18 protein-coding genes and 1 pseudogene are annotated in these 19780 nt (G+C 67.4%); 12 read left to right on the top strand and 7 right to left on the bottom strand.

Annotated features, from left to right (window positions below; genetic code table 11):
* Window positions 1–85: 85 nt before the first annotated feature.
* Window positions 86–1306: a zinc metallochaperone GTPase ZigA gene (zigA, locus tag OVA11_RS16140; protein ID WP_268068281.1), complete on the top strand. Its 1221-nt coding sequence runs from the start codon at window positions 86–88 to the stop codon at window positions 1304–1306.
* Window positions 1303–1482 (top strand): hypothetical protein, encoded by a 180-nt coding sequence (locus tag OVA11_RS16135; protein WP_268068280.1) that lies wholly within the window; start codon window positions 1303–1305, stop codon window positions 1480–1482. Before zigA ends, OVA11_RS16135 begins: the two co-directional genes overlap by 4 nt.
* Here OVA11_RS16135 and OVA11_RS16130 read toward each other — a convergent pair.
* From OVA11_RS16130 to OVA11_RS16120, 3 genes are all read right to left on the bottom strand, one after another.
* Window positions 1479–2420 (bottom strand): CPBP family intramembrane glutamic endopeptidase, encoded by a 942-nt coding sequence (locus OVA11_RS16130; RefSeq protein ID WP_268068279.1) that lies wholly within the window; start codon window positions 2418–2420, stop codon window positions 1479–1481. The two genes, OVA11_RS16135 and OVA11_RS16130, sit on opposite strands and share 4 nt — an antisense overlap.
* Before the next feature lie 135 nt (window positions 2421–2555).
* Window positions 2556–2846, bottom strand: coding sequence for a DUF1905 domain-containing protein (locus tag OVA11_RS16125; protein WP_268068278.1), 291 nt, complete (start codon window positions 2844–2846; stop codon window positions 2556–2558).
* A 76-nt stretch (window positions 2847–2922) separates the two neighbouring features.
* Window positions 2923–3828, bottom strand: a complete 906-nt coding sequence (locus OVA11_RS16120) for an SPFH domain-containing protein (RefSeq protein ID WP_096033853.1) — start codon at window positions 3826–3828, stop codon at window positions 2923–2925.
* 135 nt (window positions 3829–3963) lie between these two features.
* Between OVA11_RS16120 and OVA11_RS16115 the strand changes: the two genes are divergently transcribed.
* From OVA11_RS16115 to OVA11_RS16075, 9 genes and pseudogenes are all read left to right on the top strand, one after another.
* The gene (locus OVA11_RS16115; RefSeq protein ID WP_268068277.1) at window positions 3964–4434 is read left to right on the top strand and encodes an Lrp/AsnC family transcriptional regulator; all 471 of its coding nucleotides are present in this window, start codon (window positions 3964–3966) and stop codon (window positions 4432–4434) included.
* Between the two features lie 119 nt (window positions 4435–4553).
* The gene (gene hisC, locus OVA11_RS16110; RefSeq protein WP_268068276.1) at window positions 4554–5690 is read left to right on the top strand and encodes a histidinol-phosphate transaminase; all 1137 of its coding nucleotides are present in this window, start codon (window positions 4554–4556) and stop codon (window positions 5688–5690) included.
* Between the two features lie 18 nt (window positions 5691–5708).
* Window positions 5709–6782 carry a 4-hydroxyphenylpyruvate dioxygenase gene (gene hppD, locus OVA11_RS16105; protein WP_268068275.1) on the top strand — a complete coding sequence of 358 codons (1074 nt, stop codon included), beginning with the start codon at window positions 5709–5711 and terminating at the stop codon, window positions 6780–6782.
* Between the two features lie 169 nt (window positions 6783–6951).
* Window positions 6952–8229, top strand: a complete 1278-nt coding sequence (hmgA, locus tag OVA11_RS16100) for a homogentisate 1,2-dioxygenase (protein WP_268068274.1) — start codon at window positions 6952–6954, stop codon at window positions 8227–8229.
* A 115-nt stretch (window positions 8230–8344) separates the two neighbouring features.
* Window positions 8345–9352, top strand: coding sequence for a fumarylacetoacetate hydrolase family protein (locus tag OVA11_RS16095; protein ID WP_268068273.1), 1008 nt, complete (start codon window positions 8345–8347; stop codon window positions 9350–9352).
* The gene (locus tag OVA11_RS16090) at window positions 9349–9729 is read left to right on the top strand and encodes a Rieske (2Fe-2S) protein (protein ID WP_268068272.1); all 381 of its coding nucleotides are present in this window, start codon (window positions 9349–9351) and stop codon (window positions 9727–9729) included. Before OVA11_RS16095 ends, OVA11_RS16090 begins: the two co-directional genes overlap by 4 nt.
* 162 nt (window positions 9730–9891) lie before the next feature.
* The gene (gene alaS, locus OVA11_RS16085) at window positions 9892–12534 is read left to right on the top strand and encodes an alanine--tRNA ligase (protein ID WP_268068271.1); all 2643 of its coding nucleotides are present in this window, start codon (window positions 9892–9894) and stop codon (window positions 12532–12534) included.
* A gap of 87 nt (window positions 12535–12621) precedes the next feature.
* Window positions 12622–12753: pseudogene (locus OVA11_RS16080) on the top strand (hypothetical protein); the annotation flags it as partial.
* A 98-nt stretch (window positions 12754–12851) separates the two neighbouring features.
* Window positions 12852–13736 (top strand): AraC family transcriptional regulator, encoded by an 885-nt coding sequence (locus tag OVA11_RS16075; RefSeq protein ID WP_268068270.1) that lies wholly within the window; start codon window positions 12852–12854, stop codon window positions 13734–13736.
* A 39-nt stretch (window positions 13737–13775) separates the two neighbouring features.
* On the opposite strand, the gene OVA11_RS16070 is transcribed toward OVA11_RS16075, so the two are convergent.
* The 4 genes from OVA11_RS16070 to OVA11_RS16055 all read right to left on the bottom strand — a co-directional run bounded on the left by OVA11_RS16070 (window position 13776) and on the right by OVA11_RS16055 (window position 17080).
* On the bottom strand, window positions 13776–14153 hold the full coding sequence (locus OVA11_RS16070) for a VOC family protein (RefSeq protein ID WP_268068269.1): 378 nt from the start codon (window positions 14151–14153) through the stop codon (window positions 13776–13778).
* Between the two features lie 32 nt (window positions 14154–14185).
* The gene (locus tag OVA11_RS16065; RefSeq protein WP_268068268.1) at window positions 14186–15124 is read right to left on the bottom strand and encodes an AEC family transporter; all 939 of its coding nucleotides are present in this window, start codon (window positions 15122–15124) and stop codon (window positions 14186–14188) included.
* A 10-nt stretch (window positions 15125–15134) separates the two neighbouring features.
* Complete coding sequence (locus OVA11_RS16060; RefSeq protein WP_012640516.1) at window positions 15135–15713, bottom strand: DUF2939 domain-containing protein; 579 nt, start codon at window positions 15711–15713, stop codon at window positions 15135–15137.
* Window positions 15714–15868: 155 nt separating this feature from the next.
* Window positions 15869–17080 (bottom strand): NADP-dependent isocitrate dehydrogenase, encoded by a 1212-nt coding sequence (locus tag OVA11_RS16055; protein WP_268068267.1) that lies wholly within the window; start codon window positions 17078–17080, stop codon window positions 15869–15871.
* Window positions 17081–17239: 159 nt separating this feature from the next.
* Here OVA11_RS16055 and OVA11_RS16050 point away from each other — a divergent pair, with 159 nt between their 5' ends.
* Entirely contained in the window at window positions 17240–19756 is a 2517-nt protein-coding gene (locus OVA11_RS16050) for an ATP-binding protein (protein ID WP_268068266.1), read from the top strand.
* Window positions 19757–19780: the final 24 nt, after the last annotated feature.

Here is a 19780-nt window from a genome sequence, read left to right as displayed (position 1 = left end):
TCGGATCTGTTACGGTGTAACATATCACTTGCCGGCCGATGTGGAATTGACCAATATGTTATAACATAACATATTGGATCTTCCCATGAGTGCTGCGCCCTCCCAGGCGGTCGCGAGGATCGACCGCCGCCTGCCGGTCACGGTCCTGTCGGGCTTTCTCGGCGCCGGCAAGACGACCCTGCTGAACCACGTCCTGGCCAACCGCGAGGGCAAGAAGGTTGCGGTGATCGTCAACGACATGAGCGAGGTCAATATCGATGCGGCCTTGGTCGCCGAAGGCGGCGCGGACCTGTCGCGCACCGACGAAGCCCTCGTGGAGATGTCGAACGGCTGCATCTGCTGCACGCTACGCGAGGATCTGCTGAACGAGGTGCGCCGTCTGGCCGCCGAGCGCCGCTTCGACTATCTGCTGATCGAGTCGACGGGCGTTTCCGAGCCGATGCCGGTGGCCGCCACCTTCGATTTCCGCGACGAGGCCGAGCAGAGCCTGTCGGACGTGGCGCGGCTGGACACCATGGTCACCGTGGTCGACGCCTTCAACTTCCTGCGCGACTACAGCTCGCGCGACCGGCTGGCCGACCGTGGTGAGACGGCGGGGGAGGGCGATACGCGCACGGTCGTCGACCTGCTGGTCGAGCAGATCGAGTTCGCCGACGTCATCGTGCTGAACAAGGCCGATCTGGTCTCCGCCGACGAGCTGGGCCAGCTTGAGGCGATCATCGCCACGTTCAATCCTCAGGCGCGGATCGTCCGGTCCGAGCGCGGCGCTGTGGCCCTGGGCGACGTGCTGGACACCGGCCTCTTCGATCCCGTGCGGGCCGAAGGCGCGGCGGGCTGGCAGAAGGCGCTCATGGGCGAGGTCCTGCCGGAGACCGAGGAGTACGGCATCGGCCACTTCGTCTATCGCGCGTCCAAGCCCTTCCATCCGGAGAAGCTGAAGGCCTGGCTCGAAAGCGAGTGGCCGGGCGTCATCCGCTCCAAGGGCTTTGTCTGGCTGGCGACCCGGACGGATCGGGTCGGCGGCTGGAGCCAGGCCGGGGCGGTCACCCAGTTTGGCCCGCACGGTCGCTGGTGGGCCACCGCGCCGCGCGATCAGTGGCCCGACGACCCGGCGTGGCGGGCGGCGATCGAGAGGGTCTGGAGGCCCATCTATGGCGACCGTCGCCAGGAGATCGTGCTGATCGGCCAGAACATGGATCGCGAGGCCCTGACCAAGGGCTTTGACGCCTGCCTGTTGTCGGACCTGCAGTTCGGCTTTGGTCCCAAGGCCTGGGCCAAGCTGCCCGACCCGTTCGCGCCGTGGTGAGGACCGCGCCGCCGCTGGACGCCGACGGCGTGGTTCAGGAGCCGACGCCCGAATGGGTCGCCGCACGCTTCGGGGTGAGCCTCGAGGAGGCTGAATGGACGCTCGTCCTCTATCGCTTCTCGATGCTGTATCCCGAGGGCCCAGAGCCAGGTCGCTTCTTCTGCGAGGCGCTTTAGACGCGGGTCTCGTTGAACGCCGCAGAGCGGGCGCGGGCAGCGGCGAACGCGCCGGTCGCGCCGAAATAGGCGCAACCGGCCAGCAGCACGATGGTCGTCGCCACGCTCGCCTCCGGGCCAAAGGCGCCGCCCGTCAGCCACCAGGGCGCGCCGGCCTTGGGGGCCAGGTCGACGACGAGGCTCTGCACCGCGATCCGGCCGCCGCTGACCTCCAGGCCAAAGCCGACGCCCAGCAGCCAGTTCCAGGCGGTGTGCCAGGCGCAGACGCCCCAGAGCGAGCCTTCCTTGATCGCGTAGAGACTGATCATCACACCGAACAGGACGAGGTTGGCCAGGGCCAGGACCAGCTCCTTGGACGGCGAGATGTTGCCGCCGTGCATGATGGCGAACAGTGCGCTGTTGATGACGATGGCCAGGATGAGGCCGTGGCGCGAGGCGACCAGCTGCATCAGCCAGCCCCGCATCAGCAGCTCCTCGGTGCCGCCCTGGATCACAAAGCCCGCAAAGAGCGCCAGGATGGGCAGGAACAGTATCGGCGCGGGCGCGCTCCACACGCCGAACCCTTCGATACGGTAGCCGCCGGTCGCCCAGATCAGGCCGATGACGCTGAGCAGGAAGCCGCACCCGACCAGCAGGCCCCGCGTGTATCGCCGAACAAACTCACCGTTGAGGCCCAGCACCCACGGCGAGCGGCGCTCGAACAGCCACACCCAGGCTAGCAGCAGCAGCGCGGTCAAGCCGAAGCCGAGCAACTGAATGACCATCGGCAGCCACTGGGTTTCCAGATCGACCTGATGGAAGCCCATCGGCATCAGGACGCCGAGGACCGTGGCCAGCTGGCCCACGGCGAAGAAGACGATGATCAGCGGAATGGCCGCAGCGGTCCAGGTGCGGCGATGCTTGGACTGTCTGGGTCCATAGAGTTCGACGTTCTTCAAGATGAGCCCCCGCTCTTTCGATATCCGCCGTGTGTCGTCGGCGCTTCGGCTGCGCTCGTGGCGCAGAACGGGGCGGGGGGAAACTTGATTATGGCTCATGAAGCGGTTGTCACCCGTCCGATCGGGACGCCCGGGTCAGATGGCGAGCTCGATCTGGACGCGGGTCCGGTCGCCGGCCGTGACGCCAGCGCGCCGGCGAACCTGAGCTTTCAGAGGCAGAAGAAAGCTTCCCGATCGCGTGTCGGGAAACACCGAGGTGTCCCAGGCCAGGCCCGCGATCTCGGCGCGCACACGAAGGGATCCAAAGCCGGCGCGCGGGCCGCTCAAGGCGCGAAGGCCGTCTGCGGCCTCGGCGGGGAGGGTGACGAAGAACCAGCCGCCAGCGCCGCTGGAGCGCCAGATCTCGGCTTCGAAGTCGTAACGCATCTCATCCTTCCGCTGATCGGCGGAAGATGGAGGGCGGCGCGCCGAAGCTTGTCAGCATCCGGCGCGCCGCGCCCCGTTAGTCGATCTTGACGAACGGCGTGCCGCCGCTGGTCACCTTGGGCATCTCGCCGTTCCACTTTTCGATGGCCAGCTGTTGCAGGACCTGCGGATTGGCGCGCAGAGCCTCGCCCTTGATTCGGATGGCCTCAGCCTCACCGCGCGCCTTGGCGACGGCGGCGTTGGCCAGGGCAGTTTCCTTGGCTTCGAGCGCCTTGGCCGCCAGGGCTTCCTGCTCCAGCTGGGTCTTGGCCTGCATCTGCTGGATGATCGCCTGCGGGTAGCGGATCGAGCCGATCCAGTCGAGCTGGCTGATATTGACGCCGTGACGGGCCCACTTGCTGGAGACGCGAGCGTAGGCCTTCTGGATCACCATCTGACGGCCGCCGCTGTAGAGCGTCTCGACCCCGACCTTCTCGGCCTCGGCGGCGACGGCCGAGCGGACGTCATTGCGGATCGGGCCGTCCAGCAGCTGGTCGAACGACAGGCGATAGGTCTGGTACAAGCTCGGGGCCGAGGCCGGATTGACCTGCAGCGTCACCGAGATGTCGGCCGTCATCGGCAGGCCGGTGTTGTCCGAGAAGGTGATCTCTTCGTTCTCGTTGCCGCGCTCATCGGCTTCGCGGGTATAGCCGTAGGTGCGCTGGATCACCGGATACTGGATGATCCGCTCGCCGATGCCGCGCAGGTACCAGCGGGCGGGCAGGGGTTCGGGATCGACACCAGCCGACGCGCCCAGGGTGCGGATCTTCACGCCGACATTGCCCGGCTCGACCGTCGAGCTCTGGGTGACGACGACGCAGGAGCTCAGCAGCAGCAGCACGACGCCGACGCTGATGGCGACCGCTTGCTTGCCCTTGCTCTGGAAGGGCGATTTGAACGGGGGCTTGTTGCCGGAAGGGATGGCGAATGGGCTCTCGGGCATGCGGGGGTCCTCGCGCTAGATTTGTTCCGGATGGTAGAGCGGGAAGCGCGGCCGCGCGCAAGCGGCGTCTCCCACACAGGCTCAAAATCGGCTAGCCTGTCACGATATGCCAACTTCACGCGGAAACCGGTCACGATGAAGCTGATGCGCGCCGATCGGAAGATTCTTCAGATCCTCCAGGAGGACGGCAAGATCTCCAATGTGGATCTCGCCGAGCGGGTGGGGCTGTCGCCGAGCCCCTGTCTGCGGCGGGTGAAGCAGTTGGAGGCCTCGGGCTTGATCCGTGGCTATGTGGCGTTGCTGGATCGCCGCAAGGCCAAGCTGGACGTGCTGGCCTATGTGGAGGTGCAGGTCGACCGCCACAGCGAGGAGGCGGCCGAGGCCTTCCAGCAGGCGGTTCTGCGCGAGCCGGAGGTCGTCGGTTGCTACGCCATGACGGGCGGCTACGACTATCTGCTGCGGGTGGTGGTGCCCAGCCTCGACGCCTATGCCGACTTCACGATGAAGCGCCTGCTGAAGATGCCGGCCGTCAAGGACGTGCGGTCCTCATTCGTGCTCGACACCATCAAGGATCAGACGGCGCTGCCGCTTGATTATGTCGCCTGATCACTTACTGCGCTAATTGATCCAGATCATTGGCATATCGTGACCGTCGTGGCCTTGCGCGTGGTCATAATCGCCACGTTCTGTCTCAGCTTTCGCGATAAGCTGCCGCTCCCATCTCATTGGAGCGCGGCCGCATGCTGGTTCTCGATCGCAAGCCCCTGACGCCCGCCTGGGCCTCGCCGATGCGCCAGGCGCTGGAGGGCGTGCAAGGCTACAAAGCCGGCATGACCCTGGCCGAGGCCGGACGCCGCACGGGGCTGACCGCCTTCTCCAAGCTGGCCAGCAACGAGAACCTTTTGGGCCCCAGCCCCAAGGTCGCCGAGGCGGTGATGGCCGCGATGGCCGAGCCGCACATCTATCCCGATCCGCACAGCGACGTGCTGCGCGCGGCGATCGGTGAACGCCTGGGCGTTTCGCCGGCGCGTCTGGTCATCTCGCCAGGATCGGAGGCGCTGATCGACTACGTGTTTCGGGCCGTGCTGCACCCGGGCGACTCGATCCTGCTGTCCAGCCCGACCTTCCCGACCTACGAGATCTTCGGCCGCTGCGCCGAGGCGCGGATCATCGACGTGCCGCGTCTGGCGAATTTCGACATGGACGTTCCGGCCGTGTGCGCCGCCGCCGCCCAGGGCCCCAAGCTGCTGGTGCTGTGCACGCCCAACAATCCGACGGGCAACGCGCTGAAGGCGGCGGATTTCCAGGCGATCCTGGCGGCCACCCCGCGCTCGACCGTCGTGTTCGTCGACGAGGCCTATCGCGAGTATCACGAGGCCTTCGACACCTTCGCCCTGCTGGACGCCTGGGGCGGTCCGTGGGTGTCGGCCCGCACCTTCTCCAAGGCCTATGGCCTGGCCGGTTTGCGCATGGGCTATGGCGTCGCGTCTTCGCCCGAGCTGGTCGATTATCTGGACCGCATCCGCCCGCCCTTCAACGTCACGGCCGTCAGCCAGGCCGCCGCGCTGGCCGCCTGGGAAGACCAGGACTACCTCAAGCGCACGGTCGCCCAGACGATCGCCGAGCGCGGCCGGGTGGAGGCGGTGCTGGACGACATGGGCGTCGAGCACACCGAAAGCCGCGCCAATTTCGTGTTCCTGCGGACGCCGGCGGGTCCGGACGCCACCGCCGCGCATTTGTTGCACCAAGGGCTCATCATCCGGCCGACGCCCGTCGCCGGCGGCTGGGTCCGGATCACCATCGGCCGCCCGGCCGACAACGACGCCCTGATCGCCGCCCTGCCGGCGGCCCTTTCGCTCTAAGCACACGGAGACGCCCGCATGACTCTCGTCACCGACCAGAACCCCCTGGGCCTCGACGGCTTCGAGTTCGTCGAGTTCACCAGCCCCGATCCGGCGGCCATGAAGGCCCTGATCGAGCAACTGGGCTTCGTCGCCGCCAGCAAGCATCCGACCAAGGCCGCGACCCGCTACAAGCAGGGCCGCGTGAACCTGATCGTCAATGAAGAGACCACCGGTCAGGTCGCCGACTTCCGCGCCGACCACGGCCCGTCGGCCAACGGCATGGCCTTCCGTGTCGAGAACGCTGAGCAAGCCTATGCGGACGCGATCAAGCGCGGCGCCAAGGCCGCCGACGCCTCGCGCTCGCTGCTAGGCGCGGAGGCCAAGGTGCTGGAAGGGATCGGCGGGTCCTTGCTCTATCTCGTCGACCGCTATGGCGACGCCGGCACGATCTATGACGCCTGGGAGCAGGTTCCGGGCGCGGCCCTGGCGGAAGCCAAGAACAATGTCGGCCTCGATCTGCTCGACCACCTGACCCACAACGTCAAGCGTGGCCAGATGCGCACCTGGTCGACCTTCTACAACCAGATCTTCGGCTTCGAGGAGCAGAAGTACTTCGACATCAAGGGCCAGGCGACCGGCCTGTTCAGCCAGGCGATGATCGCGCCCGACAAGGCCATCCGCATCCCGCTGAACGAAAGCCAGGACGACAAGAGCCAGATCGAGGAGTTCATCCGCCAGTACAACGGCGAGGGCATCCAGCACCTGGCCATGACGACGGACAATATCTACGAGACCGTCGAAAAGCTGCGCGCCCGCGGCGTGAAGCTGCAGGACACCATCGAGACCTATTACGAGCTGGTCGACAAGCGCGTCCCCGGCCACGGCGAGGACCTGGAGCGTCTGAAGAAGAATCGCATCCTGATCGACGGCAATGTCGGTGAGGAGGGCCTTCTGCTGCAGATCTTCACCGAGAACCTGTTCGGCCCGATCTTCTTCGAGATCATCCAGCGCAAGGGCAACGAAGGCTTCGGCAACGGCAACTTCCAGGCCCTGTTCGAGAGCATCGAACTGGACCAGATCCGCCGCGGCGTGATCACCGTCGACGCCTGAGGCAGCCGCCTCAAAATACCTTTCGGCGTCATCCCGGCCGAAGCGTAGCGTAGAGCCAGGACCCAGGGGCGGCGCGCACAGCGTTTCGTCACCCCCTGGGTCCCGGATCGCCCTTCCAGGGCGTCCGGGATGACATGGGAAAAGTGCTGAACAAGGCACGGGAACGCACATGGACCTCCGCTACCAAACCGGCTTCGGCTCCTATTTCGAAACCGAGGCGCATCCCGGCGCTCTGCCGATCGGGCGCAACTCGCCGCAGAAGGTTCCGTTCGGCCTCTATGCCGAGCAGCTGTCGGGCTCGGCCTTCACCGCGCCGCGCCATGAGAACCGCCGCACCTGGCTCTATCGCCTCCGGCCCAGCGCCGGACACGGGGCCTATCAGCCCTATGCGCAAGCTAGCCTCGTCTCGGCCTTTCCGGGTCCTGCCACGCCCAACCGCCTGCGCTGGAGCCCGCTGGAGATCCCGGCTGCGCCGACCGACTTCGTCGATGGCCTGGTGAGTCTGGCCGGCAACGCCGACGCCGCGACGCTGGGGGGCATCGCCGCGCACGTCTATCTGGCCAATGTCTCGATGCAGAACCGGGTGTTCTACAACGCCGACGGCGAGATGCTGATCGTGCCGCAGATGGGCGTGCTGACCCTGGTCACCGAGATGGGCGTGCTGAAGGTGGGCCCCGGCCACATCGCGGTGATCCCGCGCGGCGTGCGCTTCCGGGTCGAGGTCGAAGGGCCCTCGCGCGGCTATGTCTGCGAGAACTATGGCGCGGCCTTCCGCCTGCCGGAACTGGGGCCGATCGGCGCCAACGGCCTGGCCAATCCGCGCGACTTTGAAGCCCCGGTGGCGGCCTTCGAGGATATCGATGCGCCCACGCAAGTGATCCAGAAGTTCCAAGGCGCGCTGTGGGCCGCGACCTTGGATCACAGCCCGCTGGACGTGGTGGCCTGGCACGGCAATCTGACGCCGTACCGCTATGACCTGTCGCGGTTCAACACGATCAACACGGTCAGCTACGACCATCCCGACCCGTCGATCTTCACGGTCCTGACCTCGCCCAGCGACACGCCCGGGACGGCCAACTGCGACTTCGTGATCTTCCCGCCGCGCTGGATGGTGGCCGAGGACACGTTCCGCCCGCCGTGGTTCCACCGCAACGTGATGAGCGAGTTCATGGGCCTGATCCATGGCGCCTATGACGCCAAGGAGGGCGGCTTCGTCCCCGGCGGCGCGTCCTTGCACAACTGCATGAGCGACCACGGCCCCGACGTCGCCAGCCACAAGAAGGCGACCGAAGCGGTCCTGGCCCCGCACAAGATCGACGGGACCATGGCCTTCATGTTCGAGAGCCGCTGGGTGTTCCGCCCGACGGCCCTGGCCCTGGAGTCCGCAGCGCTGCAGCCCGACTACGACGCCTGCTGGACCGGCTTCCCCAAGGCTCGCCTGTCCTGACCAAAATTCCGTTCGCGATCCCCCGTCAGGACGCACGCCGGCCTCGATCCGGCTTGCGCGCGGTCCGGCGATGTGGGGGGATGGCTGAAAATTCAAAGTCCCGGAGGAAAACCGAATGAAGCTCGCGTCTCTCAAGGGTGGTCGCGACGGCCGTCTGGTGGTGGTCTCCAACGACCTGGCCTGGTTCACCGACGCCGGGACGATCGCGCCGACCCTGCAGGCCGCGCTCGACAACTGGGAGCACTGCGGGCCCATGCTGGCGGGCCTGGCCGAGAGCCTCGAGCACGGCGCGGTGCCTAAGGAGCGCTTCCACGAGCACGACGCGCTCAGCCCGCTGCCGCGCGCCTATCAGTGGGTCGACGGCTCGGCCTATGTGAACCATGTCCAATTGGTGCGCAAAGCGCGCGGCGCCGAGATGCCCGAGAGCTTCTGGACCGATCCTCTGATGTACCAGGGCGCGTCCGACGGCTTCCTGGCCCCGCGTGATCCGATCCCGCTGGCCGACGCGAGCTGGGGCTGTGATCTGGAGGGCGAGGTGGCGGTCATCGTCGATGACGTGCCGCTGGGCGCGACCCGCGAGGAGGCGCTGGCGGCCATTCGCCTGGTCATGCTCTGCAATGATGTCTCGCTGCGCAACCTGATCCCGGGCGAGCTGGCCAAGGGTTTCGGCTTCCTGCAGTCAAAGCCCGCCAGCGCGTTTTCGCCGGTGGCGGTGTCGCCCGACGCCCTGGGTGACGCCTGGAAGGACGGCAAGCTGCATGGGGCCCTGCTGGTCGAACTGGACGGCAAGGACTTCGGCCGCGCCGACGCCGGTGTCGACATGACCTTCGACTTCGGCACGCTGGTGGCTCACGCCGCCAAGACCCGCAGCCTCTGCGCCGGCACCATCGTCGGCTCGGGCACGGTCAGCAACCGCGACGCCGACGGCGGCCCCGGCAAGCCGATCAGCGAAGGCGGTCTTGGCTATTCGTGCCTGGCCGAGGTCCGCACCGTCGAGACCCTCCTGCACGGCGCGCCCAAGACGCCGTTCCTGCTGGGCGGCGACACCATCCGCATCGAGATGAAGGACGCCAAGGGCCACTCGATCTTCGGCGCCATCGAGCAGACGGTCGAACGGATTTGACGGACGAGACTGCGCCCGCCGCAGCTGGGCGGATCTGGGAGACCCGGGCCGGAATCAATCTTGGCCCGCTAGACCTGATCACCGACGGCGGCGCGCGCAACTATGTGCTGCAGATCGGCGAGGCGCGTTTCCACGGCTTCATCGTGCGCCGGGGCGAGGCGGTGTTCGGCTATGTCGACCGCTGCCCCCACGCCGGCCTGCCGCTGGCCCAGGAACTGGACCGCTACCTGACGCCCGACGGCGATCTGATCCTGTGCTCCTGGCACGGGGCGGTGTTCAAGGTCGAGGACGGCGCCTGCGTTGGCGGTCCGTGCGCCGGCGCGCGGCTCAAGCCTTGGCCTGTTGAGGCGCGGGAAGGGCGGGTTGTAACGGCGTAAGAAGTGCCGTCTCCCGCGGCCTGGAGATGCGGCAACTCGGCTCTTTTGCGCGGCCGTAAGCACGCCCACCTCCAAGCCTGTTTCCCCTTCACCGAAAACCGCGCTATGCAGCGGCCGACTTCCGGCCGCTCGCCGGACCGGTACGCAAGACTTGAGACGCTCATGCCCAGCTTGAACGAGATCCGCAGCACCTTCCTCGACTACTTCGGCAAGGCCGATCACGCCGTGACGCCGTCGGCGCCGCTGGTGCCGCAGAATGATCCGACCCTGCTGTTCGTCAACGCCGGCATGGTGCCGTTCAAGAACGTGTTCACGGGCGCCGAGACCCCGGCCCATCCGCGCGCGGCCAGCTCGCAAAAGTGCGTCCGCGCCGGCGGCAAGCACAACGACCTGGACAATGTCGGCTACACCGCCCGCCACCACACCTTCTTCGAGATGCTGGGCAACTTCTCGTTCGGCGACTACTTCAAGGAACAGGCGATCCACCACGCCTGGACTCTGCTGACCGGCGAGTTCAAGCTGCCGAAGGAAAAGCTGCTGGTCACGGTCTACCATACCGACGACGAGGCTGCCGACCTGTGGAAGAAGATCGCCGGCCTTGGCGATGATCGCATCATCCGCATCCCGACCAACGACAACTTCTGGTCCATGGGCGACACCGGCCCCTGCGGTCCGTGCTCGGAAATCTTCTTCGACCACGGCCCCCACATCGCCGGCGGCCCTCCCGGCAGCCCCGATGAGGACGGCGACCGTTTCATCGAGATCTGGAACCTCGTGTTCATGCAGTTCGAGCAGCTGGCCGGCGGTGAGCGCATCAGCCTGCCCAAGCCCTCGATCGACACCGGCATGGGCCTGGAGCGGATCGCCGCCGTGCTGCAGGGCCAGCACGACAACTACGACATCGATCTCTTCAAGGCCCTGATCGCCGCCAGCGTCGAGCTGACGGGCGTCAAGGCCGAAGGCGCCCAGGCGCCGTCGCACCGCGTGATCGCCGACCACCTGCGCTCGTCGTCGTTCCTGCTGGCCGATGGCGTGTCGCCGTCGAACGAAGGCCGCGGCTACGTCCTGCGCCGCATCATGCGCCGGGCCATGCGCCACGCCTATCTGCTGGGCGCCAACGAGCCCCTGATGCACCGCCTGGCCCCGACCCTGGTGGCCGAGATGGGGCAGGCCTATCCGGAACTGCGCCGCGCCGAGGCCTCGATCGTCGAGACCCTGCGCCAGGAAGAAGAGCGCTTCCGCACCACGCTGGGTCGCGGCATGGGTCTTCTGGATGAGGCCACCGCCAACCTCTCGGCCGGCGACGTGCTGGACGGCGAGACCGCCTTCAAGCTCTACGACACCTACGGCTTCCCGCTGGACCTTACCCAGGACGCCGTCCGCGCCAAGGGCCTGACCGTCGACACCGACGGCTTCGACGCGGCCATGCAGAAGCAGCGCGAAATGGCGCGCGCCAACTGGGCCGGTTCGGGCCAGCAGGGCGCGGCGGCCGCCTGGTTCTCGATCAAGGAAAAGGCCGGCGCCACCGACTTCGTCGGCTATGAGACCACCGAAACGACCGGCGTCGTGAAGGCCATCGTCGTCGACGGCGCCGAGGTCGAGAGCGCTTCGGCCGGGCAAACCGTCGAGGTCCTGCTGGACCGCACCAGCTTCTACGCCGAGAGCGGCGGTCAGGCCGGCGACACCGGCGTCATCGAGGCCAATGGCCGCGAGAGCCGCGTGATCGACACCCAGAAGCAGGCCGGCGAGTTGCACGTCCACCGCGTCGAACTGGCAAGCGACATGAAGGTCGGCGATCAGGTCGTGGCCGGCGTTGATGCCGACCGTCGTCACACCACCCGCTCGAACCACTCGGCCGCCCACCTGGTGCATGCCGCCCTGCACCATGTGCTGGGTCCGCACGTCGCTCAGAAGGGCCAGATGGTCGATGGCGAGCGCATGCGCTTCGACTTCAGCCACGGCGGCCCGCTGACGGCTGACGAGCTCGACCGCATCGAGGCCGAGGTCAACGAAGTCATCCGCCAGAACGTCCCGGCTGAGACCAAGGAAATGGCCCCGCAGGAGGCCATCGAAGCCGGCGCCGTGGCGCTGTTTGGCGAAAAGTACGGCGACAGCGTCCGCGTGCTGACCCTGGGTAAGTCGCTGGCCGACGAGGCCAAGGCCTATTCCGTGGAACTGTGCGGCGGCACGCACGTCGCCCGCACCGGCGACATCGCCCTGTTCAAGATTGTCTCCGAGCAAGGCGTCGCCGCCGGCGTGCGCCGCATCGAGGCCCTGACCGGCGAGGCGGCCCGCCGCTTCCTGCTGGACCAGGCGGGCGTGGCCAAGTCGCTGGCCGATCAGTTCAAGACCCCGGTGGCCGAGGTCGCCTCGCGCGTCGACGCCCTGATCGCCGACCGCAAGCGCCTGGAGAAGGAGCTGGCCGAGGCCAAGAAGCAGCTGGCCCTGGGCAGCGGCGGCGCGGCCTCGGGTCCTGAAGATGTGAACGGCGTGGCCCTGATCGCCCGCGTCCTCGACGGCGTCGGCGGCAAGGAGCTGCGCGGCGTGGCCGAGGAGTTCAAGAAGCAGCTGACCAGTGGCGTTGTCGCCTTGGTCGGCACGTCGGACGGCAAGGCCGCCGTCACGGTGGCGGTCACCGCCGACTTGACGAGCAAGTTCAGCGCCGCCGATTTGGCCAAGGCCGCCGTTATCGCCATGGGCGGCCAGGGCGCCGGCGGCAAGGCCGATTTCGCCCAGGGCGGCGCGCCTGACGACAGCAAGGCCCAGGAAGGCCTCGCGGCCGTCAAGGCGGCTCTGGTCGGCTAAGGCCCACAGGCGCAGACGCCAAATAACAAGGCCCACCCTCCGTTGCGGAGCGGTGGGCTTTTTTGTGGGCTGTGCGCGTTACGTGCCGTGGCGCTTATCGGGACGGAAATCGTCGTCCTTCGACAAGCTCAGGATGAGGATTTTGTGCGAGCCGACGCTTTCATTCGTCCTCACCCTGAGCTTGTCGAAGGGCGAGGGCGGCTTCCACGGCGCGATCAAGGCCTGGAACAGCTTCCTTGTCGGCGCGCAGAACCGCACGATCGGTCAGGTTCGCGCCGGCGGGGTGCCTTAGGTCTGTCTCCGCCAAGGAGGTGCGGATGAAGCCGGACGTCGCTGAAAACTATCACGCCAGGATGCGCCGGGTGCTCGATCATATCGACGCGCACCTGGACGAAGACCTGAGCGTCGAGGTCCTGGCGGCGGTCGCGGCCTTCTCGCGGCGCCATTTCCAGCGTCAGTTCTCGGGGCTGTTCGGGATCGGGGGCGCCGCCTACGTTCAGTTGGCGCGAATGAAGCGGGCGTCCTATCGCCTGGCCTTTCGCGACCAGGACGGGGTGCTGGGGATCGCGCTCGATAGCGGCTACGAGGGCCCCGAAGCGTTCAGTCGCGCGTTCCGCCGGCTGTTCGACCAGAGCCCTTCATCGTTCCGTCGAGCGCCGCGCTGGGAGCCTTGGCATGCGGCCCAGTCGCCGCTGGTTCAAGCCAGGAGACAGACCATGACCTTCACCGACGACGATGTCCAAATCGTCGACTTTCCCGACACCCCCGTCGCCGTTATGCGGCACGAGGGTGATCCGGCTCTGCTGGGCGATACGATCCGCCGGTTCATCGCCTGGCGCAGAGCGGCCGGCCTGCCGCCGCGTGTGAGCGCGACGTTCAACGTTTTTCATGACGACCCGGACGACACGCCGGCCGACCAGCATCGGATGGACCTGTGCGCGGCGACCGGGCGGGTGGCGCCTAACCCCGATGGGGTGACGGCGGGGCTGATCCCAGGCGGTCCGTGCGCCGTGCTGCGCCAGATCGGCTCCAGCGACGACCTGCGCGCCGCCTCGCGGTTCCTCTACGGCGAATGGCTGCCGCGCAGCGGACGCGAGCCGCGCGACGCGCCGTTCTTCGCCCAGCGCGTCAGCTTCTTTCCGGACGTTCCGGAACACGAGGCGGTGACGGATCTGTTCTTGCCGCTCTCGCCCAGGACCTGAGAGAGGGCGTCCGCCAAACCACGGCGGACGCCGGCTGCCTCACCCCTTGAAGAACGCCGAAAGCTTGTTGCCGTCGGGATCGCGCACATACGCCAGGTAGTAGCCCTCGCCATAGGTCGGGCGCGGTCCCGGCGGTCCGGCGCAGACCCCGCCGTGGGCCAGGGCGGCGGCGTGGAAGGCGTTGACCTGCTGGGGCGAGTCGGCCTTCAAGCCGATCATGATGCCGTTGCCCGCCTTGGCGGGTTCGCCGTTCTCGGGCGAGCAGATCATCACGGTGGCGTGCTCGGCGTCTGGCCCGTAACCGATCCAGTCGCCTTGTCGCCAAAGCCGCTGATTGCCCAGCGCGCCCAGGGCCGCGTCATAGAAGGCGCCGGCCCGGTCGGGGTCGCTGGCGCCGATGGTGATATAGCTGATCATCAGGATGTCCTCCTGGCGAGGACCTTAGCGGTCTAGCTGACACGGGCTGTCAGCAGGATCGCCACCAGCGACAGCGAGACGATGGAGACGGCGGTTGTCAGCGCGACGATCCTCGCGGCTCCGCGCGGCCACACGCCATAGGCGCGGGTCTGGATGAAGACGTTCACCGCCGTCGGCGCGGCCGCCACCAGGGTCGCGCCGGCTCGGAACTCGGCGGGAGCCGGGGTCAGGCCGATCGACAGCCAGACCAGCAGCGGGAAGGCCAAGAGCTTGGCCAGAGCCGCCAGAACAACGGGCCCGGCGCGAGGGCCGGCCTCGTCCTCGGTCCGAGGAAGACCCAGCGCCGCGCCAAGCGCCACAAGCCCCACCGGGCTGCCCGAGGCGGCGGCCAGGCCGATGGCGCGATCCAGGGGCTGGGGCAGGGCTAGATTCAGCAGCGCCAGCAGCAGGCCCAGCAGCGCAGCGATGACGACCGGGTTCTGAAAGGCCTGCGCCATCGCACGCCACACCGATCGTCCTGCCGCCCAGCCCAGAAGTCCGACGCCCGCCGCCGCCAGGACGACGAAGTCGGCCGCGATCGCGCCGGCCACCAGGCGCGCGGTCTCGCCGCCCAGCACGGCGGCGGTGACGGGGACGGCGAGGAAGGCGCTGTTGCCCACGCCGGCGGCCATCGCGGCCCCGGCCTGCTCGGGACGGCTCCAGCCCAGCGCACGACCGCCGGCGACCAGGCTCGCCATCACCGCCAGCCCGACGGCCGCATAGGCTGCAAGCCCTGACCACAACTCGGGTTCAGGCCGGCCCAGGCGCGACAGGGAATGGATCAGCAGGGCCGGGAAACCCACCCAATAGACATAGGCCGACAGGCCTTGGGTCATCCGCGCGTCGAGCAGGCGCAGCCGGCTGAGGGAGACGCCTGCGACGACCAGCAGAAAGAACGGCCAGACGCGGGCGGCGACGTCGAGGACGAGCACGATCCGTCGATCAGCCCTGGCGCTCGTCGCCCGGCAAGCGGATGTGCACGAGCTTCCAGGTGAACAGCGCCTTGCGCTCGAAGGTGAAGATCGTGACCTTGCGGGTGGCGTCCGGGCGCTTGACCGAGATGCGCACGCGGTTGGGATCCCAATAGGCGATGCCGGGATAGGGGCCGCGCAGGGTGTCGCGGATCTGGCCCTTGAGGCTCTCGTCGCGGGCGGAGGCGGGCGGCGCCTTGCCGGGCGCATAGCCGCGCGTCAGGGCCGAGACGCCGGCCACGGTCAGGTATCGGTCGACCTTGGGCTCGGGCGGCGCGATGGGCTCTATGGCCTTCTTGAAGACGCTCATCGGATCGCGCCACAGGGACGGGGCTTCAGGCTTGGCGGCCGGCGCGTCGACGACCAGCTGCGCGGTCAGGCTGCGGCGCACGGAGGGGAAGTCGACCAGCTCACCGATCGCCTGCACGTCCTCGTACTGGGCGGCGGCTTTCAAGGCGCGGAAGGCGAACCACGGCGCGGTCGCGAAAGCGGTTGCGAACACGAAGATCGCCAGAACGATCAGGTCCCAGATCCGCTTCTGCAGAGTCATGCCACGCCCCCGAATGGTTAACGCCGGATAGATCAGGTCTGGGCCCGGCTCGCAAGACCGCTCGCGCGTCAGGGGCGCCTGAGGCGCGGCCAAGAAAAACGCCCCGGAGGAGGACCTCCGGGGCGTTTCGCTCACGGGCTATGGGCCCAGAGGCTTTAGGCCATGGCCTTCTTCAGGTTCTCGTCGATCTTGTCGAGGAAGCCTTCGGTGGTCAGCCAGCCTTGCTTGTCGCCGACCAGCAGGGCCAGGTCCTTGGTCATGTAGCCGCTCTCGACGGTGTCGATGCAGACCTTCTCCAGGGTGGCGGCGAAGTTGGCCAGGTCCTGGTTGTCGTCCAGCTTGGCGCGGTGGGCCAGGCCACGGGTCCAGGCGAAGATCGAGGCGATCGAGTTGGTCGAGGTGCTCTCGCCCTTCTGGTGCTGGCGGTAGTGGCGGGTGACGGTGCCGTGGGCGGCTTCGGCTTCCACCGTCTTGCCGTCCGGCGTCATCAGCACCGAGGTCATCAGGCCCAGCGACCCGAAGCCCTGAGCGACGATGTCCGACTGCACGTCGCCGTCGTAGTTCTTACAGGCCCAGACATAGCCGCCCGACCACTTCAGGGCCGAGGCCACCATGTCGTCGATCAGGCGGTGCTCGTAGTGGATGCCGGCGGCCTTGAACTGCTCGGCGTAGTGCGCGTCGTAGATCTCCTGGAAGATGTCCTTGAAGCGGCCGTCATAGGCCTTGAGGATCGTGTTCTTCGTGGAGAGATAGACCGGATAGCCGCGGTTCAGGCCGTAGGCGAACGAGGCGTGTGCGAAGTCGCGGATCGACTCGTCGAGGTTGTACATCGCCATGGCGACGCCGGCGTCCGGAGCCTTGAACACTTCGTGCTCGATGGTCTGGCCGTCTTCGCCGACGAACTTGATCGACAGGGTGCCCTTGCCCGGGAACTTGAAGTCGGTCGCGCGGTACTGGTCGCCGAAGGCGTGACGGCCGACGATGATCGGTTGCGTCCAGCCCGGCACCAGGCGCGGCACGTTCTGGCAGATGATCGGCTCACGGAAGATCACGCCGCCCAGGATGTTGCGGATGGTGCCGTTGGGCGACTTCCACATCTTCTTGAGCTTGAACTCCTCGACGCGTTGCTCGTCGGGGGTGATGGTGGCGCACTTGACGGCGACGCCGTGCTTCTTGGTGGCGTTGGCCGCGTCGATCGTCACCTGATCGTCGGTGGCGTCCCGATTCTCGACCGACAGGTCATAATAGTCGAGTTCCAGATCCAGGTACGGGAAGATCAGCTTGTCCTTGATGAGCTTCCAGATGATGCGGGTCATTTCATCGCCGTCCATGTCGACGACGGGATTGGCGACTTTGATCTTGGCCATTGCGGGGATGTTCCTCTGGCGGTGGCGCGCCTGCGGCGTTCTGGCGCACAGGGCCAGCACGCGGCGCGGACCGGGAGGCTATAGACTGTTGCGTCGCGGGGGAAAAGCCGAACGGTGCGACGCCGCTGTTAACTTCGGCGTTCCGGGATCCGGTTTTGGGTGAAGAGGTCCGGGGCGGGCCAGGGAGCAGGCTTGGACAAAGGTTCGGGTGCGATCGCCGGAGTGACCGCGCCGCTGGCGCGGCGGCTGCTGACCACGGTGGCGATCCTGTCGATCGCCGTGACCAGCGTCGCCACGGCGGCGGCCTTCATCTTTGTGCGCGAAAGCGCCGCCGACACCCAGACGCGGCATCTGGCCGAATATGTCGGGGAGCGGGTCAAGACCGAGGACCGGCTGTTCTCCGATCTGGTGAAGGTTCACGACGCGGCCAGCGAGTCGCTGACCCGACGCCTTGATCACACCGCCAATGAGCCGATGGGGGCGGAGTTTCAGCGCCTCTATCCCGAAAAGGGAGACGGCACCCGGCGTTCGGAGCCGGAGCTTTACGACGGCGTCCGCACCGGCGGCCACTACACCCATGGCCTTGGCGCCTATCTGCGCGATGCTGCGACGATAAGTCCGCCGGAACAGGCCCTGTTCGTCGCGGCCGCCGATGTGGTGGCGACCACCGGCGAGGCGCAGATCCGCCACTACGACAACTTCTATTTCTTCACGCCGCAGACGCGTCTGGTGATGTTCGGGCCGCTTCGCCAGGACCGGCTTCAGTACTACCGGCGTGACGCGCCCAACACGCTGGACATCTCCAAGGAGGAAATGACCACCCTGACCCTGCCGGAGAACAATCCAGAGCGGGTCATGAAGTGCACCAAGCTGCGCCGGCTGATCTCCGACCCCAGCGGCCGGGGGCTCAACGCGGCCTGCATGACGCCCTTCTACTACAAGGGTCAGTTCATGGGGGCGTTCGGCACTAGCCTGTCGCTGGACTCCTACCTCCTGCGCGCCGTCGCCGACGCCTTGCCGGGCGGATCCAACATGATCGTCGCCGATGATGGCGAGGTCGTGGCCGCGCAAGGTCTCCAGCGGAACGGCTTTGTCGACGCGGACCTGCTGCGCCGGTTCGAGGCTGAGAATGAACTCAAGAACCTGATCGCCCGTATCCGTGCGGAGAAGCGCGACGTGGGGGCGGTGCTGTCGCCCGACGGCGATCGCCTGGTGGCCTATGGCCGCCTGGTGGAGCCGGGTTGGTGGTTCCTGATGAGCTTTCCATCCAGCGACATCGTCTGGTCGTCGCTGAAGACCGCCTCTTGGGTGCTGCTGTTCGGCTTCTTCGGCGTCTTGTTGCAGGTGCTGCTGCTCTACCGCCTGACCCACCAGATGGTCGCCGCCCCGCTGGAAGCTCTGGCCGACGCCCAGCAGCAGGGAGACCCCGCCGCCGCGCGCCCGTTCGAAGCGCGGCCTGACGAGATCGGGTCCCTGGCCCGGGCGCTGCGTCGACAGCGTGAGCGTAACGAGGAACTGCTCCGCTCGCTCGAGCAGAGGGTGGCCGTGCGCACCGCCGAGCTTGAGCGAGCCAACCAGGCCAAGTCCGTGTTCCTGGCCAACATGTCCCACGAGTTGCGCACGCCGCTGAACGGCGTCATCGCCATCGGCGATCGCCTGGCCGAGGAGGAAGACCCCCAGGCGCGCCGCGAACTGGCCTCTCTCGTAACCTCGTCGGGCCGTTTGCTGGAGCAGGTTCTCGGCGACATCCTCGATGTCTCCAAGATCGAGGCCGGCCAGTTCCAGCTGAGTCCCGCGCCGTTCGACCTGGTGCAACTGGTGCGGAGCATGGCCGAGTTGCACGCTGCGGCGGCCAAGGCCAAGCAACTGTCGCTCCGTTGGTCGGTGTCGCCCGACGCCGAAGGATCCTATGACGGCGATGCGGGACGGATCAGCCAGATCCTGTCGAACCTGCTGGCCAATGCGGTGAAGTTCACGGCGAAGGGCGAGGTCTCGCTGGAGGTCGACCGCCAGGGCGAGGCGCTTCGCTTCGTGGTTCGCGACACGGGCGTGGGCTTCGACGACGCCGTGCGCGATCGCCTGTTCAAGCGCTTCGTCCAGGCCGACCAATCGATCACTCGCCAGTTCGGCGGCACGGGCCTTGGCCTGTCGATCTGCGCAGCCCTGGCCGAGATGATGCAGGGATCGATCAGCGCCGACGCCGTGCCTGGGCAGGGCGCGCGCTTCGAGGTCGTCCTGCCGCTCCCGCGCTGCGCCGAGGTCGCCGACGTCGCGGTCGAAGAGGATCGCGAGATCTCGCTGGAAGGCATGCGTGTGCTGGTGGCCGAGGACCACCCCACCAACCGCAAGGTCGTCGAGATCGTGCTGGAGCCGTTCGGGGTGGACCTCACCATGGTCGAGGACGGTCAGGCGGCTCTGGACGCGCTGGAGCGGGGGCGCTTCGACGCCGTGCTGATGGACATGCAGATGCCGGTGATGGATGGCCTGTCGGCCACCCGCGCGATCCGCGCGCGGGAGAAGGCGTCCGGCGCGTGGCCGATCCTTGTCGTCATGCTGACCGCCAACGCGATGGAGGAGCACGTCGCCGCCGCGCGATCTGCGGGCGCCGACCTGCACCTGGCCAAGCCGCTGCATCCGGCCCAGTTGCTGGAGGCCCTGGCGCGAGCGCATCGCTAGAAGCGCTTGCATCCGGCCGCCGCT

It is taken from the genome of Caulobacter sp. SL161, from assembly GCF_026672375.1.
In the GTDB taxonomy this organism is placed as follows: domain Bacteria; phylum Pseudomonadota; class Alphaproteobacteria; order Caulobacterales; family Caulobacteraceae; genus Caulobacter.
Note: the sequence above shows the minus strand (reverse complement) of the source record. Positions and strands in the feature narration are given on the sequence as shown.

Bases quoted from the DNA above. Each gene is read 5' to 3' on its own strand.
- OVA11_RS16075 (WP_268068270.1), top strand. From the start codon at position 12,852: ATGAAGCCGGACGTCGCTGAAAACTATCACGCCAGGATGCGCCGGGTG.
- hppD (WP_268068275.1), top strand. From the start codon at position 5,709: ATGACTCTCGTCACCGACCAGAACCCCCTGGGCCTCGACGGCTTCGAG.
- OVA11_RS16120 (WP_096033853.1), bottom strand. From the start codon at position 3,828: ATGCCCGAGAGCCCATTCGCCATCCCTTCCGGCAACAAGCCCCCGTTC.
- OVA11_RS16060 (WP_012640516.1), bottom strand. From the start codon at position 15,713: ATGACTCTGCAGAAGCGGATCTGGGACCTGATCGTTCTGGCGATCTTC.
- OVA11_RS16070 (WP_268068269.1), bottom strand. From the start codon at position 14,153: ATGATCAGCTATATCACCATCGGCGCCAGCGACCCCGACCGGGCCGGC.
- OVA11_RS16055 (WP_268068267.1), bottom strand. From the start codon at position 17,080: ATGGCCAAGATCAAAGTCGCCAATCCCGTCGTCGACATGGACGGCGAT.
- OVA11_RS16125 (WP_268068278.1), bottom strand. From the start codon at position 2,846: ATGCGTTACGACTTCGAAGCCGAGATCTGGCGCTCCAGCGGCGCTGGC.
- alaS (WP_268068271.1), top strand. From the start codon at position 9,892: ATGCCCAGCTTGAACGAGATCCGCAGCACCTTCCTCGACTACTTCGGC.
- hmgA (WP_268068274.1), top strand. From the start codon at position 6,952: ATGGACCTCCGCTACCAAACCGGCTTCGGCTCCTATTTCGAAACCGAG.
- OVA11_RS16115 (WP_268068277.1), top strand. From the start codon at position 3,964: ATGAAGCTGATGCGCGCCGATCGGAAGATTCTTCAGATCCTCCAGGAG.
- zigA (WP_268068281.1), top strand. From the start codon at position 86: ATGAGTGCTGCGCCCTCCCAGGCGGTCGCGAGGATCGACCGCCGCCTG.
- OVA11_RS16095 (WP_268068273.1), top strand. From the start codon at position 8,345: ATGAAGCTCGCGTCTCTCAAGGGTGGTCGCGACGGCCGTCTGGTGGTG.